The organism is Paenibacillus sp. FSL R5-0470 (assembly GCF_037975205.1).
Classification (GTDB): Bacteria; Bacillota; Bacilli; order Paenibacillales; family Paenibacillaceae; genus Paenibacillus_AQ.
This window is the reverse complement of sequence record NZ_CP150238.1, coordinates 3,594,062-3,610,411: the sequence shown is the minus strand read 5'-3', so window position 1 is coordinate 3,610,411 and position 16,350 is coordinate 3,594,062. Positions and strand designations below refer to the sequence as shown.

Sequence of the window (16,350 nt, the reverse complement as noted above, 5' to 3'; positions counted from 1 at the left end):
CTTGACAATACATCTAGCCCAACAGGCTGCCGATATAGTAGCGCCTGTTGGGCTTCAAAAAAGGGTCTTATGTGGCTCTTGAACTAAAAGCTTTAATTTTTATCATAATTAACATGAAAGCAAGCAAAGCGAATATGATTCCACTCCATATGAGCGGATGTATTCCCCATTGAGAGATAAACCAATCACCAATGGAAGCTCCCAACGTAATGCTTTTAGCCTCACTGACACGGAACTCTATAAACGAAATGATGATCGATTTGAGCTGCTTATTTAAAGGAACGGGAAAAGGTACGCAATGACAATTTGGAATAATTCAGCTTCCATATATGCCAGGATTCGAACTCGGAGAAAGCCGCCTCATCTTGCTCGGTTAACCAGTGAAAGTCTCCTTTCAGGTTTTCTTGCAGCAAGACGTTCTCATCGGCTTCTGAAAAATAAAAAAGATAATCTCCGCCATGCAGAGTGACTCCCGCTTCATTCAATTTTCGGCGAATGATCTTCACAGACAGGTCTTGTCGTTGATAAAGGCTTACCTTATCGGCCATCGCATGCATCAGGACCGCCATAACCAGACTGTCTTTATCCAGGTTCGTGTTGATGGCAACAGTAGCGACTTCATCGGTATAGAGGATGTCTCCGTTCAAAAATTGCGTCCGCCAAAAGTCAGTTATCGTTTGTGAGAATAAAGACGTGCTTCTTCCCCCCTCGCTAACTTCATTTTACTACTATGGCCATTGTACCTTCTTTGCTAAAAAAGCCTCCTGTTGGACCGTCCAAGGGAGCGTAGCTAAAACGATAACAATGGACGGCATCTTCCCTCAACGTTCATTGAATAATAAGTTGTCACATGTTACTTTTCAAGCCTCTTACACCACTCAGCACCATTTTCTCATGATCAGCTCAATCGGACCTCTTTTCATCCACTTTCTCCACAGACTCGAAAAGATAATGGAGATAATGAAATAAACGGTTCCGTATGCCATTGCAAAAGAAAGACTTCCGTTTTCCAAATAACCCACTGTCATAAGAAAACCAATTCCGATCACTACGTGCCCGATATAATGGGTTAACGATAACTGTCCTGTATGGATCATCGCCTGTGTCAGAATGGAATTTTCAAATTTATCGACCACATAAAGACAGATCGCAATGATGGTGACAGCTGAACAAATGCCAGAGAAAACATACAGCATTGTGGGCGGCATCGGTTTTGTTCCAAAAAGATAAGTTGCTGCTTCTTTACTCAGTACTGGGGAGGTCCATTTAACCAAGAAGAAAGAAATCGATTCAAAAACAACCGTTCCTGACAACGAATATACTAGTAATTTTGAACGGTTTTCCTTATTCAGCCAACGCTTCCTACCAATCCAAATGCCGATAAGGAAGAAGCTCAGCCAAGGAAAAATGGGATGAAATCCGTTAAATAACAGATTGCGAGTAAACCCTTCTATCGTCCAAAAGCCTATGTATTCCTTAAAACTCGAGTCCCATCCCTTGCTGTAATCGAATACGATTAAAAACAACTGCGATGCTATCAGGATTATCGAAAACAAAACTAGTATTATATTATCGGATACTGTGATCAAGACTGCAGCTACAAGCATAAATACCGCATAATAATGCAAAATATCGGCACTCCAGCCTATTAGCAATAAAAGCACGCCAGATATAAACAGAAAAGCAGCTCTCTTGTACAAGCTGTTACGGATTTGAGGAATGAGTTCCCAGCTCATTGAGTTACGGGCTTTCGAGGTCATTAATGCCACCCCAATACCAGCCAACACGACAAACAAGGCGGATGCTCTCCCCTCAAAAAGGCCCGCTATCGCTTGCAACCATACAGGTCCGCCACTCTCTGCCTGCATCGCTAGCTTATAGTTCACCATTACCATGCCGAAGATCGCCAATGCTCTTGCAAAATCAAAGGCAGTTATCCGCTCTTTCGCTTGACTCATGCCGCATCCTCTCCCTTAATACATTTCGCTTTATGACATGACATCGCTCAATAGATAGCAGCAGCTTTTCCCATAGTGAACCGAGTGAGTATCCTAATCCGATAAAACTAATACACCAAAATAAGGCACCTCTATAAGCATAGACTTCAATGGTTCAGAACGAAGAACCCAAAATGCCTGTGAAATATCCGGTTAGCGTCACTCCTAAGGAATGCGGCTTGGAATACCTAAACAATAAACCCTAGGTCTGACCTAAGGTCAATTATTTTGTTCAAAATTTCAAGAACAGACTTAGATTTGTCTAAATGGAAGCGTTTTGAAGCAGAGATCATCCTATTAAGCGTAGATGTTATTTAAAATATAGTTTAAGTTATCGTGATAGATTATCAGATGAAGATAAATCTCTTATTCATTCTGACCAAGGCTGGCACTATCAGATGAAACAGTATCGTCATGCTCTCGAAGAACGCGGCATCAAGCAAAGTATGTCCCGTAAAGGTAACTGCTACGACAATGCCGTCATCGAGAACTTCTTTGGTATCATTAAATCTGAATTTCTATATTTAAAGGAATTCGAAAGTATCGCACATTTTAAACAAGAGCTATTAAATTACATCGATTATTACAACAACAAGCGAATTAAAGCAAAACTAAAAGGCCTGAGTTCAGTACCGAACTCAGGCCCAACAAGTTGCCTAATTATATAACCTGTTTAACTTTAATGGAAGTGTTTAGTGCTTGAACAGTCTGATTCAATCAGAAAAGCCATGATTATTTTAAATATTTCCCTGTGAAAGAATGTTTCGCTTAAATGAATTGTATGGGTTTCGCCTCAAATATAATTTGGCCACCCCTACTGCCGCCATCAGGCCCATGTCGATAATCCAATCCGCCTGACTGATGACGTCAAGGTTATACTCGATAACGATAACTGTATTGCCCTTGTCCACGTGCCGGTTCATAATTTGCCACAGCTCCAGTGAATCATTGCTTCAAAGGTATAACCATGTTCCACGTATCGGAAGCGTCCTTAAAACCATCACTGCCGTCCGAGACGGCCGCGAACAAATGAGTCGGCTTGCCGTTCTGGAACAACAGGAACGGCCGCTCTAGATTGCCCAGCGTCTGCACCGTACCGTCATCCCAACGCACCGTCCGGGAATAGCCTTGCGGCTGCCCATGCAAGCTCCATTTCAGCCCGTCTGGTGACTTGGCGTAGATGCCGCCGTATTTTTCTCCGCATAGATGCCCTTCCATATCTTTGGCTATCAAATTGAATCCTTCGTTTGTTTGCCAGATAAAAGGGTCTTCGATATGGAACGACTCTGGAGGAAACACCGGCTCGTCACTCAGCACCCGGTACAGCCCCTCGTAGTGATCCGCATACGCAACGCCAATCGTCATGCCGCCATGCAGGTTGCCTTCGTAGTGACGTGCCTTGTAGATCAGCAGCACGGAACCGTCCTCCCTGACACACGGAGCCGGATTGGAGGTCAGAAAGCTATCGAATCGGCCGGGACGTGTTGGCAATATCGGTTCGTCCGCTCTGCGCCACGGGCCCAAAACGCTGTCCGCTATAGCCAGACCTACCCGTTTGTTCGCCCGCGCCACGATGCATTGAGGATCTGTTAACCCGAAATTCCCGGGCGGCTCTGGATCGCTTAGCGGATGGGTCGAACCCGTATAATAAAGCAAATATTTGTTGTTGTGCTTGACGATATGGGGGTTGTGCGTGCAGCGTCCGTCCCAATATTCCGCTCCCCTCGCCGGAAGCGCCACCTCGCAGAATCGGTACGGTCCCTCGGGGGTATCCGAGTCTGCCCTGACAATCTCTGAAGCTGTCATCCAGCCGGGATGCATCGGCAGTGTCTTCGGCCAGCGCGAGGCAAACATATGGAATTTGCCGTCCTCGCCCTGCACTACGGAACCGCACCATACCCAATAACCTTCCATACGGAAGCCGCCGCCACGCGGAGCCGGCAACATTGTGCTAGTATGCATGTGCAGTCACCTCGTTTTTTCCCACTGCTCCATAATTGCTGTGAAACATGGTCTCCCATCCTTCCAAATGAAGTGAATAACAGGACTGCTCCATACATCAATGGATCGACATAGTCATGCCGGCGAACCAACCGCCGGCATGCTTGCACATATATCGATCCTAAGGCGTATTCAGCCCCACATTGTCGGCCGCTAGCGGGCGATTCAGTAGAGGCGCGCCGGAATATTCGTCCGCCCCCACATCTGCTGTCGCCCGCATTTGACCGTCCATATCCGCCAGCACGAACGTGTATGTCCCCACAGCTGCAGCAATTGCAGGGCTGCTCGCGGACAGTTTCTGAATGCCGTTCACCGCAGTCAGCAGCGGATTGATATTTCGGATCTGCTCCGAGCTGCGCGATATGTTGCTAATAGTGCTGCCAAACCCGATGTTACCTTGGAACAGCGTATTCGTTGTCGCCGCCTCGTAATAAAGCGTGCCGGTGCTGTTGTATATAATATTGTTCGCCACGACGGAATCCTGCGGAGCATACGCTTTGCCCGAGCCGATGACGATACCGGTTTTGCTGTTTACAATCGTATTGTTGACGATAAGCGCCCGGTAAACTTTCCATTGTTTGCGCAATTGTTCGACCGTCGGACTTGGAGGGGAGCCTCCAGTACCGCCGTCAAAGTCTCCGTTAGGCAAGTAGATTGCTTCGCCAGTCAAATTCTCAAAGTAGTTGTTATAAATCTTATGGTCATTGCCGAACATCCGGATGCCTTCCTGATCCGACTCCACGCCGTCCCCGAGGAAGAAGTTACCATATACGCTGTTGTTATGGCCATGCCGCAGCGTCAGGCTGCCCTTGGAAGTGCGGAATGTATTGAAGCGCACCGAATTGCTGCTGCTCTTGACCGATATGATTTCCGGCTCTCCATCGCAATTCTGAAATACATTGTATTGTATCGTATTATAGCTGTGGGAGAGCGTAAGACCCGACAAGCCGAGACGAATTGTCTCTTTGCCGTTAGCTACCCATGGGCCTACATCATGGAAATAGTTGTATTCGATAATATCGTATTGCGAAATTTGCCCTGAGCCATCCTGTCCTTCGTAAGCGATCAGCGGTTCGGTGTCGCTCTTCAGTCCGAAGTCGTTCCGGTCGATGCGGTTATGATGGCTGTTCGTGCCCCGCACTTGCAGCCACATCAAGCCGCTCCCCGAGCTGGGAAGCGCAAACGTATTACGGGTCAGCCGCGCATGGTGCGAGCCTTCCAACACCACTGCGCCATTGCTTGTGTTCGTAAACTTTAATCCGTCCAGCACCACATGCGAGGAGTTCTCGATGCGGAAGCCTGACGCTCCCGAGATGATAGCCTGACCGCGGTTTTTCGCTTTAATGACGATTGGCGCGTTGGCAGTGCCGTTTTTGTTTTGAACAGCGAACGGGCTTGTACGCGAATACGTGCCGTTTGCCAACACAATCGTTTTACCCGCCGTAGCGGTTACAAGCTCGGCAGCCAACTGCGTGGAAGTGCTAACTTCGACGACCGTCCCTTCGCTACCGCTGCCGCTTGAATCGCTACCATAAATTTCGACCTCGGCAAAGCTGTTCCAGGCGTTCACTGAGTTACCGTAGCCAACAATACGAACGTAGCGGACGGGGGCAACATCGGCAAAATCAAACGTCTGCAAGCTGTTGCTCAGACTGCTGACCGCTCCCGAAAGCACTGTACTGAAGTTGTAGCCATCATATGAAGTCTGGATATCAAAAGCGGAAGTTAGCTCCGCCCCGTTGGTGAAGGCGATCTTCACGTATTCCACCCGCTTGCTCGATCCAAGGTCGTATTGGACCCACTCCCCTTCGCCACTCGCTGACCAGCGTGTGTTAAGATCGCCGTCGATTGTATATGCGACGATATTGCCGTCATCTCCGCTGGCCATAAGTTGTGGCACGGTAATCGCCAACTTGCTTGCGCCTGGCGGAGATCCGTTCGCGGTGCCGTAGAGTTCAACTTCAGAATAACTGTTCCACAGGTTGGAGGAATTGCCGTGCCCAACGATCCTCACATAGCGGGTAGAATCGACATCCGGAAAATCGAACGTTTGCAGACCTTCCACAAGGCTGCTCACAACTCCGCTGCTGACGGTCGTAAAGGTGGAACCGTCCATTGACGTCAAAATATCAAAAGTAGAAGTGCGGCTTGACCCATTCAGAAATGCAATTTTGATGAAAGACAATTTGCGATTTACGCCCAAATCGTACTGGATCCATTGCATGTCGCCATTCGCCGACCAACGTGTTAAGAAATCGCCGTCCACCGTGTTGGCTGGAACGTTGCCGTCATCTCCGCTCGCCGTCACGTCGGAGCTGCCAATTGTGAACTTCGTATCAGCCGCACTTGCCGTTCCTGGTATTAACGCAACCAGCATACAGATCAAAATAATGAACGTCATACTTTTGGTTCCCATAATTCATTTTCATCCTTTCCATTATGAAATGATGGTTATTGAATCATTCCCTTCGTTCCGTCCGGCACCTCCTCTCAAGAATACGAAAGCCGGGAGGAGCTTCCTGTCCTCCCGGCTTCGTGATTATGGCCTTTGATCCCGCTTAAAAAACATGTTGGCTCCAGCCTTTGCTCTTCGCCAAAGCTTCAATATAATAGTAATCGCCGTAAATCAGCGATACGTTGATGTTGGTATTGACTGGTTTATGACCGGTTGCGCCGAGCAGGATGCCTTCATACTCCGGCTTGTCGAGCGCACTGTAGTTGTTCGACAGCGAGCGAAGAATGCGCGTGGCCGCGCGCTGATATAAAGCGGCTTCCTCAGGAGCCACCTGCGACGCGATATCGATCAAGCCAGATGCTGCGCAGCTCGCCGCTGAGGTGTCGCGCGGCTCGTCCGTCAAGTCGGTCGCCGCACGGAAATCCCAATGCGGCACATCGTCTTCCGCCAACGCGCTGATGAAATAATGTGCCACCCCCTTCGCCGCATTCAAGTAACGTGCTTCTCCCGTAAAGCGGTAAGCGCAGCTCATCCCGTAGAGTGCCCAAGCTTGGCCCCGCGACCAGGAAGATTGCGGGGCGAAGCCCTGTCCGCCGTCATAACGTTCTACTTCGCCCGTCTCCGGATCGAAGATAACGATATGATGCACCGAGCCGTCGCCTCGGATGAATGAGCGAAGCACCATATCTGCATGGGAGACCGCAATATGCTTGAAGCGCGGATCATCGCTTTCTTCACTCGCCCAGAACAGAAGCGGCAAATTCATCATCGAATCGATGATCGACCAACCCGTCTGGTTGCGGGGCCAGGCTCGAATAAACTGTCCTGCCGGGTTGTACCTGCCCGCCAGATAGTTGGCGGCGAACAGCCCGCGCCGCCGAGCGTCCGGGTCGCCGGTCAGCTTGTAGCGGATAACCGATGTCGGCAGGAACTGAAAGCCAACATCGTGGTGGAAATGGTTGTCCTGCAAGTAACATTGCTCCATGCGTTCGTCCCAAGGCTCCGCCTCCTCCCGATAACGTTGCTCACCGGTCATATCGTACAGAATCCACAGAATGCCCGGCCAGAAGCCTGAAATCCACTGATCCACTTTGATCTGGTCATATTTGCCCGCCGCCGAAACATGCGGCGCTTCTGTCCAGCCTGCTTCGATCATATGATCAACTTTAATCTTCACTTTATCCCACCAAGCCGTCAGCTCGGATGGTTTCAGTTTCACATTTTCATTGCTCATCTCTGAATTCCACCCCTTCTCTAACCTTTAATGGCACCGATCAAGGCGCCTTTCACAAAATATTTTTGCAATAGCGGATAGACCAGAAAAATCGGAAGGGTTGCTACCATAATCGTGGCGTATTTCAATGTCTCGCCCAATATGATGATCTCATCCTGGGAGGCTCCTTCCGCCATGGAGTTTGCCTCGCCAATAATCAAAATTTCTCGCAGGATCAACTGCAACGGATACAGCGACCGATCCTGAAGGAAGATCATGGCGTTAAACCAGGAGTTCCAGTGGCTTACTCCGTAATACAGGCCTACCACTGCAAGCACGGGTTTGCATAGCGGCAGGAAGATGCGGAACAGAATGCCAAAGTCGTTGGCGCCGTCAATCTTGGCCGACTCTTCTAGCGCATCCGGCACTGCCTCGAACGATGTTCGCATGATAATGAGGTTAAATGCGCTTATTGCGGTAGGCAGGATCAGCGACCACAGTGTGTCCGTTATGCCCAACCCTCTGACCAGCAAGTAGAACGGAATTAATCCACCGCTGAAAAACATGGTAAATACGATAAACAACGTAAGCTGCTTGCGATATTGCAATGTTTTTCTGGACAAGGCGTATGCGGCAAAAGAAGTAAGCAGCAAATTGAGAGCCACGCCTACAATGACAATAAATAATGTGTTGCGGTAGCCGAGCAGGATCATCGGGTTGCTGAATACCGCCTCATATGTTTCAAGCGAGAAGCCCAGCGGCTTCCAAAGAATGCCCTTATGCGCCATCATCAGCGCTGGTTCGCTGAATGAAGCAAATGCCACGTATAGAATTGGGTACACTGTTACAATCATGAGCGCGGACAAAAACAGCGTATTGCAAACCCGGAATATATGTTCACCCAAGCTTACTCGCATGCGAACCCTCCTCTACCACAAACCCGTATTGTTCAACTTCCGGCTTATCCAGTTGGAGCCGATAACAAGCGCGAAGTTAATCACGGAGTTGAACAATCCGACAGCGGAGCTGAAACTGAATTGAAAATCTTGAAGCCCGATCCGGTACACATACGAGGAAATGACATCCCCTGTCACATAAGTGGTCGGGTTGTACAACAGAATAACTTTCTCGAAGCCAACGCTCATAATTCGGCCAATGTTCAGGATGAGCAATATAACGAAAACGGGAAGCAGACCGGGTAGGGTAATATGAAGCATCTGCTTCCAGCGTCCACCCCCGTCGATCTTGCAAGCTTCATATTGCTCGAGATCGATCGCAGACAGCGCGGCCAAATAAATAATTGTACCCCAGCCTATATGCTGCCATATATTCGACGAAACGAAGATTGTCCGGAAAAAAGACGGCTCCAGCAGCATCGTAACCCGCTCACCACCGAAAAATGCGATAATATCGTTAATGACGCCGTCACTGCTCGTAAAATCTTTGATCATGCCGCAAATAATGACAAGCGAAATAAAATGCGGCAAATAAGTAATCGTCTGAACCGAACGCTTGAACAGTGCATTTTTCACCTCATTAAGCAACAAGGCGAGAATAAGCGGAGCGGGAAAACCGAAAATGAGATCGTACAAGCTAATCATCAGAGTGTTTTTTAACACCCGCCAAAAATACATACCGCCAAAAAAGTCTTTGAAATGCTCAAGTCCTACCCACGCGCTGCCCCCGATCCCAAGCCGGGGGTTAAAATCCTTGAACGCAATAATCGAACCGTACATCGGGAAATAATGAAAAATAATGAAATATAACAAAACAGGAGTAAGCATCATGTACAAATACTTGTTCTTAACCATGTCTTTCGCAATATTAAGCGGCAGACGACCGGCATGCGTGACTTTGCTGCGTCCCAGCTTCAATTGAGCCATCTCCTACTCCTCCTATCCAAATCCAGAATTATCAGCAGGGGATGGCTGCACCATTCCCTTGCCCCACGGCAGCCTGCAGCCAGCCGTGGGACGATACATGGAGTTATCTGTTGTTGTAGCGATCCAAAGCGCCTTGATAGATGTCGATTACATCACGAATCCCCATATCTTCCAGCTGCTTCACAAAGCTGTCGAACTTGTCGAGCGGCTCGTTGCCCATTACAAATTTGATGAACATTTCTTCCAGATACGTGTTGATTGCCGTCATCGTCTGCGCTACCTTCTTGCTCTCATCTACAGTAGGCGTAATGAACGCGGGCAAAATATGTTTCGCCGCATCGGTCTCCGACCAAATCTGGACCGCCTCGTCCTGTTGTGGGAACGTGTTGGTCGTTTTTTGCTCATGCATCGGAAATGGACCGTTCGGAACCGTATACTGCGCCAACATCTGCTGTGAAGTGTACTTATCGTTTTTTACGATCATATCAGTAAATTTCGGAACGCCGTTGTCCATCGTGTAGCTTTCGCCTTCAACGCCGAAGTTGTACATCATGGTTCCTTGCTCGCTAAATGCGAAGTCCAGCCATTTTACGATCGTTTCTAGGTCTTTCGCCGATGTCGTCACGGCCGCGCTTGCTTTCGGGTTATATTTGAAATCGCGCTGTCCGGTGAACGGTTTTTCGCCTGCTTTCAATACCGGATAAGGAGCCGCTACAAGATCAAAAGCCGGATTTTGGGCTTTACCGGACTCCAGCCATTTGCCCATGCCGCCGCCCAGCAGGAAAACAGTCGCGCCGGACTCACCGTTCAGAAGCCGCTTATCCAGCGTATCGCGTTCGACGATCGGGAAGTCTTTATCAATCAGCCCTTCGGAATACCACTGGCGGAACAGCGTCATAACATCCTTGTATTGCGGATCTAACGGACCGTATTTCACTTTGCCTAGGTCGTCAATATAGAAGCCGTGCGATGTTTTGTATGCGCCGAAGAACGCGTCCTGCAAATTCATTTTGTTCGCGTATAGCGCCGTCAGCGGTGCTACGGCGCCTTTTTTCTCTTTGAACGCCGTCAGAACCTTATGCCAATCGTCTATCGTTACAGGCAATTGCAGCCCTAGCTCATCCAACCAATCTTTGCGCAGCATTGGTCCGCGGAAGACTAATCCTTCCTCGTTTCGCACCATCGGGAAGACGTAATATTGGCCACTGTCGGTCTTCACCATTTTATCCAGCTCTGGATTAGCTTCCAGCATCTTCTTCAGGTTAGGCGCATATTGGTCGATCAAATCGTTTAGCGGTACGATAACCCCGTCTGAAATCGCCTTTTCCGGTCCACCCGGATAAATACTCCAGTCGTACTCCAGCACATCCGGCAGCTTGCTGGAAGCCAGCAGCAAATTAAACTGTTCTTCAGCTTGACTTTCGGTCGGATGGATGTAGTTCACTTTCACGCCGGTAGCTTCTGCAATCGCCTTCCCGATCGGCGCTTCCGCCAGATTCGTTGTAAATGTAATCAGGTTTCCGTTGATTGGAGCCCAGTATGAGAAAGTATCTTTCGTATCCAGCGGATACACCGGCATATCCGATCCCTCGTTGCCTTTGCTTACGCCATCGCCGCCCTTATTGCTGACGGCGCTTTGAGTCGGCTCTGTCTTATCCTTGTTTCCAGAGCCCCCATTACTGGAGCATGCGGTTAACAACAATGAAAGTACCATTGCGATCCCCAGTGTGAGCTGCAGCCTCTTATGAGTCTTGACGTTACGATTTTTCGCCATTGTGCCCTCCGTTCTTTTCGTCTCGAATAAGTTGGTGTGAATACGCTTTCAACATATCGTTAATCCGGTGCCGCAAGCTATCGTTAAAACCTAAAATATACTGCAATTTCTCAAAAATGAGGGTAACAAAACCGTATGTTTGCTACTTTTTCTTGAAAAGAAAAGCCCTAGAGCTACTTGACTTCCCTGTAGCGCCCGGGCGTTATTCCTTCAAATTTTTTGAATATGCGGTGGAAGGTATTCACATCGTTGTAACCAACCTTCAGCGATATTTCGCTGACCGTATATTTCCCGCCGATAAGCAGCAATTTGGCCTGCACCAGCCGGGTCTTGTTAATATAATCGAGCAGAGATTCGCCGGCAAGTTCCTTGAACAGTTTGGAAACATACGACGGCGTCATGGAGAAGGCTTCCCCGATCATCGAAATGTTCAGGTTCTCGTCCTGGTAATACTCGTTGACATATTTCATGACCTTATCGATTAGCGGATTGCTGCAGTATTCGCGGTTATTATTAACGTAGCCGCACAGAAGCTCTAGCATATCGTAAAGCTGGCTGCGCATCTCCCCTACCGTCTGGCATTGCATCAGGCGTTCGATGGCGCGCACTCCGTCAGGCATATCCGGCTTGCCCGCGATGCGGATTTCGCCGATTACTTTTTGCAGCGTAGCCATTAGATCGAACATGAGACATTTGGCAGTATGAAAAGGAAACGACTCCTTCGTCACATTTTTCTGAATGATCTCCCCGACGAACGCTTTTGCCTTATCGAGCTGCCCTTCGCGAACCATAACGATCAATTGCTGCTCGACCTTGAGCGGATAAAAATAACCACCTGGAGCAGCCCCTAGGTTGTCGTTACCGCTCAGGTCCCCATAATGAATAATGCCCCCGCTACCTACAATGATTCGGTATTCCATCGCCTCGATTGCTTCCTGGAACGCCTGGAAGATGCCATATTCGCCCTCCTGTTGCGCGCTGATGGCAGAGGTCAACTGTACATGAGTATGATTGGAGATGAACGACATCGTTTCTTCCGCGATGTGCCCCAGCTCCCCCCGCTGTTCCGTCGGCGATGCAAGTTGATGGTTGACGATGCAGGCGAGCAACTCCTGGTCCAGCTCTACCGCATAGGCGTTTACTGACTTTCGTGCGACCTCCTCGACCACGTTGGCGATCAGGAAGTGCAGCAACCGCTTATTATGGACCTGATCCTCATCCTTCCGATGGAACTTGCCGAAGTGCTCGATGCGCAGCAAAATAACAGAAAATCCGCCCAGCGGGAAACGCAGATCATAGGCTGAGAAAGATTCGTGCAACGGGATATGGCTGTCGAGTTGCCCCTTCAGCAGCCGCTGCAAAAAGTGCGATCTGAGTGTATTGTTATGCTGATTCAGTTTGTAATGAAGCTCCTCCTTCTCATGGAAGGTGCTGCTCAGCGCTTGCTCCAGAAAGGAGTATTCATTGGAGCCGCGATCAAAGGTAAAGCCCGCCTTGAACGACAAGCTCTGGATCAGTGCATGGATCGGTAGGTAGTTCCGTTTGAGGAGCCAATATGTCACGCCACCGCCAACAATAAGGCAAAGCAAGATGCTGGCGATCGTCAATTGCTCTACCACGTTCATTTTCTGGTGATATACGTTCGCCGGCAGCGTCATCACATATTTCCATCCCGTAATGGATGAGGTTGTGTAGGATGCAACAAGCCGGTGACCGTCAGTCTCGATCTCAAGTTGCCCCGATTCTTTCGACATATCGCTGTATAATAGAGCAGGTTCCGACAGCGAATCGCCCGTAGACGCAATGAACCGGTTGTCTTTATCCAGAATAAAGATCGTACCTTTCTCAGGCGCCGAAGCTTGCTCTAGCAGCTTACTGCGGTCAATCATGAACAGCAAGACAGCTCCAGGTTGATTCATGATTGTTGAGTTCACATTTTGGGCATACATGACCGTTGGCCGCCACTCATTCTCTTCAGACACAACAACGGAGTGGTAGCCTTTAATGTACCCTTGGTCAAAATATTCTCGTAACGACTGGAAGGGCATATGCTCTTCAAGGCGAATATGGTCGTATAACGCTTCGATGTTCATACGGTTGTTGCGGGCGATGACCGTATCGCTATTTTTGTAGTAAATATAAATACCTTCAAGAAAATCGTTAGCGATTTCGTATACGCGCAAATCATTAGCGATTTGGTATACATCGTAGTGGTCCGAATCAGACAGATTGGTATCGGCCGAAATAAATGCTGCGATTCGCCTATTGAGGCTCACCTCGAGGCTTAGATTCTCGATTCCTTTGAACTGGCTATCTATGGCTTGCTCCATCTGAAGAAGAATAGATTGGTTGGCACGGTTAATTTCAGCCTTTACAACGTTCAGCGTCGCGCCGTATATAACGCCGCTGATCAGAATGGGCACGAGCAGCACCGAGACGTAGGAAAGCATCCAGGTCATGTATACGCTGCGATTTTTATGCCGGAGCTGCTTCAGATAGATTGTCCACCGGTTTCGAGTTTGGGCCATAGGTTCTCCTCCATGTTAGTTTTATTCGGAGTCGGGACCGACATCAATTCTTGTCAGAATAGCCGGACAACGAATATCCGCGACATCCGCTTTATGATTGTTAATACAAACCGCCGTAGACGGCCGGTATTCATAGATGGCCGGCTGCTCCTTGCCGCTTATTCGATTGTAAGCGATTACACATTGCTCCGGCGCATAAGGAATCCGCTTGCCGAGCGTAATGCCGTGACGACAATTGACAATCGTATTATTCACTACACTGGCGCGATAGACACGCCAATGTTTCCTCAGTTCCTCCTGCGTCGGCGCCTCGGGATAGCCGTCCGATCCGCCATCGTATGTACCGCCGTCAATGAGCAGCGCATCCAACGTCAAGTTTTCCATATAGTTTTCAAAAATGTGATGGTCGTTTCCGTAAATGCGAAATCCGCCCATTTCTTCCTTCACGCCATCGCCGATAAATACATTATTATGAAAGCGATTTCCATGTCCGTGACGCGCTGTCACTTGGCCGGCGGAGTTAAGGAACGTGTTGTACCGAACTGTATTATAGCAGCTTTTTACCGAAATAATCTCGGGCTCTCCGTCGCAATTTTCAAACAGGTTGTGTTGAATGGTAATATAGCCGTTCGAGAGAGAGATGCCGGACAGGCCGAGCCGGATCGCTTCAAGCCCATTGACGACACGCGGGCCTATATGATGAAAATAATTATATTCAATGACATCATGCTGCGAGATTTGTTCACCGTCGCCATCAAAAACAACGAGCGGTCCGAGGTCGGCCTTTGGCCCGAACTCGTTGCGTTCGATCCGGTTCCAGCCGCTGCCGCTTCCCAGCACTGACAGCAGGCTATACTCCGCCCCAACCTGTCGCGGCTCAAATCTATTCCGCGCAATCCTCACATGCCGCGAACCGTCCAGAATGATAGATTCGCGCTGCCCGACCTGGAAATGCAGTCCCCATACCTCTACATAAGCAGAGTTCAAGATGCGTATACTTGATTCTCCAGCGATCGTCGCTTTTCCTTTATTTACAGCGCGAATGCTTAATATTGCGGTGTCCGATCCTACTTTGCCTTCAATAATATAATCTTCATTCCGTTCGTAAACGCCGTCTGCCAACAAGATCGAAGAACCAGGTTCTGCCCGGCCAATGGCTGCCGCCAACTCGTCGCTACTCGATACCCAATAAATAGTAGTCATTTTCCCACCTGCTTCCTATAGAATAGGCGGATATGAACTGCAGCCTCTTCAGGATCATATCCGCAACTTCACAACCTCTATTATGAAAGATACGTTTCCCATGCCATAGTGTAAAAAAATGAAGCAATCATAAAAATGTAAACTGAGGCGCAAAATGAGTGGGAATTACCTCCTTGCCAGCTGTTAATCGCAACCTGCCTGTGTACTATAAATGAGAAAGGACGTATCCCGACACCAAATCGTGGATACGTCCCCATTGTTGTTGCTTGCTCTGCCGTTCGCTTACCCAAAAAAGAAGTACGCAACCTTCATCTCTTCTTCTTTCAACAGCAACTTTTGTGCCGCTTCGAGCAAAGGCGTGCGGTCATAGACAAGACTTTTCATCGCTATTTTGCCATCAGTAATCGTGAAATAGTGCGCTTCTTTCGATGGATCGTCGCGACGGCGGTAGGACACGCTTCCCGGATTCAGCCACAAACTGTCGTCACTCAAATAATGAATGCATCTGCGATGTGTATGTCCCAAAATAATGCGGCGATCTTCTTTGGCCCCAATTGTCCTGACGTTGCGTTCCGCCCAGAAAGCATCGTACTTGGGCAAGCTATCAATCGTTAAATAGTTTTCGTACAGATGTTGCATTGTATAGCTATAGCCGTCCATCTCGAATGTGCGGTAGACCGGTATGCTTTCGAGGAAGGAAATTTCCGCTTCGCCGAGCAGCCTTGCATTGTAATGCGCCCACTTGATCTCATCCTCCGCCACATCGTGACCGCTATTGCCGTTTCGGTACAGGTCGATAATAATGTCGTCATGGTTACCGCGAACACAATTCGCATCGTTCTTATGCACCCATTCGATAACTTCCCGCGGGAAAGGCCCGTAGTCTACAAGATCTCCTGCGCAATAAATCACGTCACAGTCGGATTCTGCCTTGCGGATCGATTCCAGCGCTTTGACGTTGCTGTGAATATCCGAAATAATTAAAGCTTTCATAATCGATTCAACTCCCTAAGATTCAACATTCTCAGCAGTACCGTCACCACATCCGCCACGTAGCTTTATCGTCTGGCATGAAATGGTCCCGCGGCAGACGCCAAGGAAACAGCCTGTCTTTCCCAGTCGGGGGTGTCTCCACTGTCCTCAAACCACTGCGGCGCAGGGGCGCCGTCCACAACATTGGCCGGGACATAATTGGAGGCTGGTTGCGACGAATTGGCCGTAACGGAACATGCGTGTAACCCTATTTGATCATTCCCGTCAATCGATAACCTTCGGACAATATTAAGGTTGTAGACA

Annotated in this window: 12 protein-coding genes and 2 pseudogenes; 1 reads left to right on the top strand and 13 read right to left on the bottom strand. The window is 48.8% G+C overall.

What is annotated here, in order from left to right:
• Positions 1-67: 67 nt before the first annotated feature.
• The 3 genes and pseudogenes from MKY99_RS15725 to MKY99_RS15715 form a co-directional block, all read right to left on the bottom strand.
• Positions 68-211: pseudogene (locus MKY99_RS15725) on the bottom strand (MFS transporter); the annotation flags it as partial.
• Positions 212-269: 58 nt separating this feature from the next.
• Positions 270-647 (bottom strand): hypothetical protein, encoded by a 378-nt coding sequence (locus MKY99_RS15720; protein WP_339264876.1) that lies wholly within the window; start codon positions 645-647, stop codon positions 270-272.
• Between the two features lie 231 nt (positions 648-878).
• On the bottom strand, positions 879-1,958 hold the full coding sequence (locus MKY99_RS15715; protein ID WP_339264874.1) for a DUF418 domain-containing protein: 1,080 nt from the start codon (positions 1,956-1,958) through the stop codon (positions 879-881).
• Positions 1,959-2,335: 377 nt separating this feature from the next.
• Between MKY99_RS15715 and MKY99_RS15710 the strand changes: the two are divergent.
• A pseudogene (locus tag MKY99_RS15710) lies at positions 2,336-2,621 on the top strand (IS3 family transposase); the annotation flags it as partial.
• A 113-nt stretch (positions 2,622-2,734) separates the two neighbouring features.
• Here MKY99_RS15710 and MKY99_RS15705 read toward each other — a convergent pair.
• From MKY99_RS15705 to MKY99_RS15660, 10 genes are all read right to left on the bottom strand, one after another.
• Entirely contained in the window at positions 2,735-2,920 is a 186-nt protein-coding gene (locus MKY99_RS15705) for a hypothetical protein (RefSeq protein WP_339271845.1), read from the bottom strand.
• 22 nt (positions 2,921-2,942) lie between these two features.
• A complete protein-coding gene (locus MKY99_RS15700; protein ID WP_339264872.1) occupies positions 2,943-3,911 on the bottom strand; it encodes a glycoside hydrolase family protein in 969 nt (322 codons plus the stop codon).
• A 208-nt stretch (positions 3,912-4,119) separates the two neighbouring features.
• Entirely contained in the window at positions 4,120-6,414 is a 2,295-nt protein-coding gene (locus MKY99_RS15695; RefSeq protein WP_339264870.1) for a chondroitinase-B domain-containing protein, read from the bottom strand.
• 142 nt (positions 6,415-6,556) lie between these two features.
• Positions 6,557-7,609 carry a glycoside hydrolase family 88 protein gene (locus MKY99_RS15690; protein ID WP_339271669.1) on the bottom strand — a complete coding sequence of 351 codons (1,053 nt, stop codon included), beginning with the start codon at positions 7,607-7,609 and terminating at the stop codon, positions 6,557-6,559.
• A 98-nt stretch (positions 7,610-7,707) separates the two neighbouring features.
• The gene (locus MKY99_RS15685; RefSeq protein WP_339264868.1) at positions 7,708-8,583 is read right to left on the bottom strand and encodes a carbohydrate ABC transporter permease; all 876 of its coding nucleotides are present in this window, start codon (positions 8,581-8,583) and stop codon (positions 7,708-7,710) included.
• Between the two features lie 12 nt (positions 8,584-8,595).
• Entirely contained in the window at positions 8,596-9,549 is a 954-nt protein-coding gene (locus MKY99_RS15680) for an ABC transporter permease subunit (RefSeq protein ID WP_042188470.1), read from the bottom strand.
• Positions 9,550-9,652: 103 nt separating this feature from the next.
• Complete coding sequence (locus tag MKY99_RS15675; RefSeq protein ID WP_339264865.1) at positions 9,653-11,323, bottom strand: extracellular solute-binding protein; 1,671 nt, start codon at positions 11,321-11,323, stop codon at positions 9,653-9,655.
• Between the two features lie 173 nt (positions 11,324-11,496).
• Positions 11,497-13,851 (bottom strand): AraC family transcriptional regulator, encoded by a 2,355-nt coding sequence (locus tag MKY99_RS15670; RefSeq protein WP_339264863.1) that lies wholly within the window; start codon positions 13,849-13,851, stop codon positions 11,497-11,499.
• 21 nt (positions 13,852-13,872) lie between these two features.
• Positions 13,873-15,054, bottom strand: coding sequence for a polysaccharide lyase 6 family protein (locus MKY99_RS15665; protein ID WP_339264861.1), 1,182 nt, complete (start codon positions 15,052-15,054; stop codon positions 13,873-13,875).
• Between the two features lie 282 nt (positions 15,055-15,336).
• Entirely contained in the window at positions 15,337-16,047 is a 711-nt protein-coding gene (locus MKY99_RS15660; RefSeq protein WP_339264859.1) for a metallophosphoesterase family protein, read from the bottom strand.
• Between the last annotated feature and the right edge of the window lie 303 nt (positions 16,048-16,350).

What these genes read in the sequence shown, in the direction of transcription:
- MKY99_RS15715 (WP_339264874.1), bottom strand. Translation starts at nt 1,958, where the DNA reads ATGAGTCAAGCGAAAGAGCGGATAACTGCCTTTGATTTTGCAAGAGCA.
- MKY99_RS15705 (WP_339271845.1), bottom strand. Translation starts at nt 2,920, where the DNA reads ATGAACCGGCACGTGGACAAGGGCAATACAGTTATCGTTATCGAGTAT.
- MKY99_RS15700 (WP_339264872.1), bottom strand. Translation starts at nt 3,911, where the DNA reads ATGGAAGGTTATTGGGTATGGTGCGGTTCCGTAGTGCAGGGCGAGGAC.
- MKY99_RS15695 (WP_339264870.1), bottom strand. Translation starts at nt 6,414, where the DNA reads ATGGGAACCAAAAGTATGACGTTCATTATTTTGATCTGTATGCTGGTT.
- MKY99_RS15690 (WP_339271669.1), bottom strand. Translation starts at nt 7,609, where the DNA reads ATGATCGAAGCAGGCTGGACAGAAGCGCCGCATGTTTCGGCGGCGGGC.
- MKY99_RS15685 (WP_339264868.1), bottom strand. Translation starts at nt 8,583, where the DNA reads ATGCGAGTAAGCTTGGGTGAACATATATTCCGGGTTTGCAATACGCTG.
- MKY99_RS15680 (WP_042188470.1), bottom strand. Translation starts at nt 9,549, where the DNA reads ATGGCTCAATTGAAGCTGGGACGCAGCAAAGTCACGCATGCCGGTCGT.
- MKY99_RS15675 (WP_339264865.1), bottom strand. Translation starts at nt 11,323, where the DNA reads ATGGCGAAAAATCGTAACGTCAAGACTCATAAGAGGCTGCAGCTCACA.
- MKY99_RS15670 (WP_339264863.1), bottom strand. Translation starts at nt 13,851, where the DNA reads ATGGCCCAAACTCGAAACCGGTGGACAATCTATCTGAAGCAGCTCCGG.
- MKY99_RS15665 (WP_339264861.1), bottom strand. Translation starts at nt 15,054, where the DNA reads ATGACTACTATTTATTGGGTATCGAGTAGCGACGAGTTGGCGGCAGCC.
- MKY99_RS15660 (WP_339264859.1), bottom strand. Translation starts at nt 16,047, where the DNA reads ATGAAAGCTTTAATTATTTCGGATATTCACAGCAACGTCAAAGCGCTG.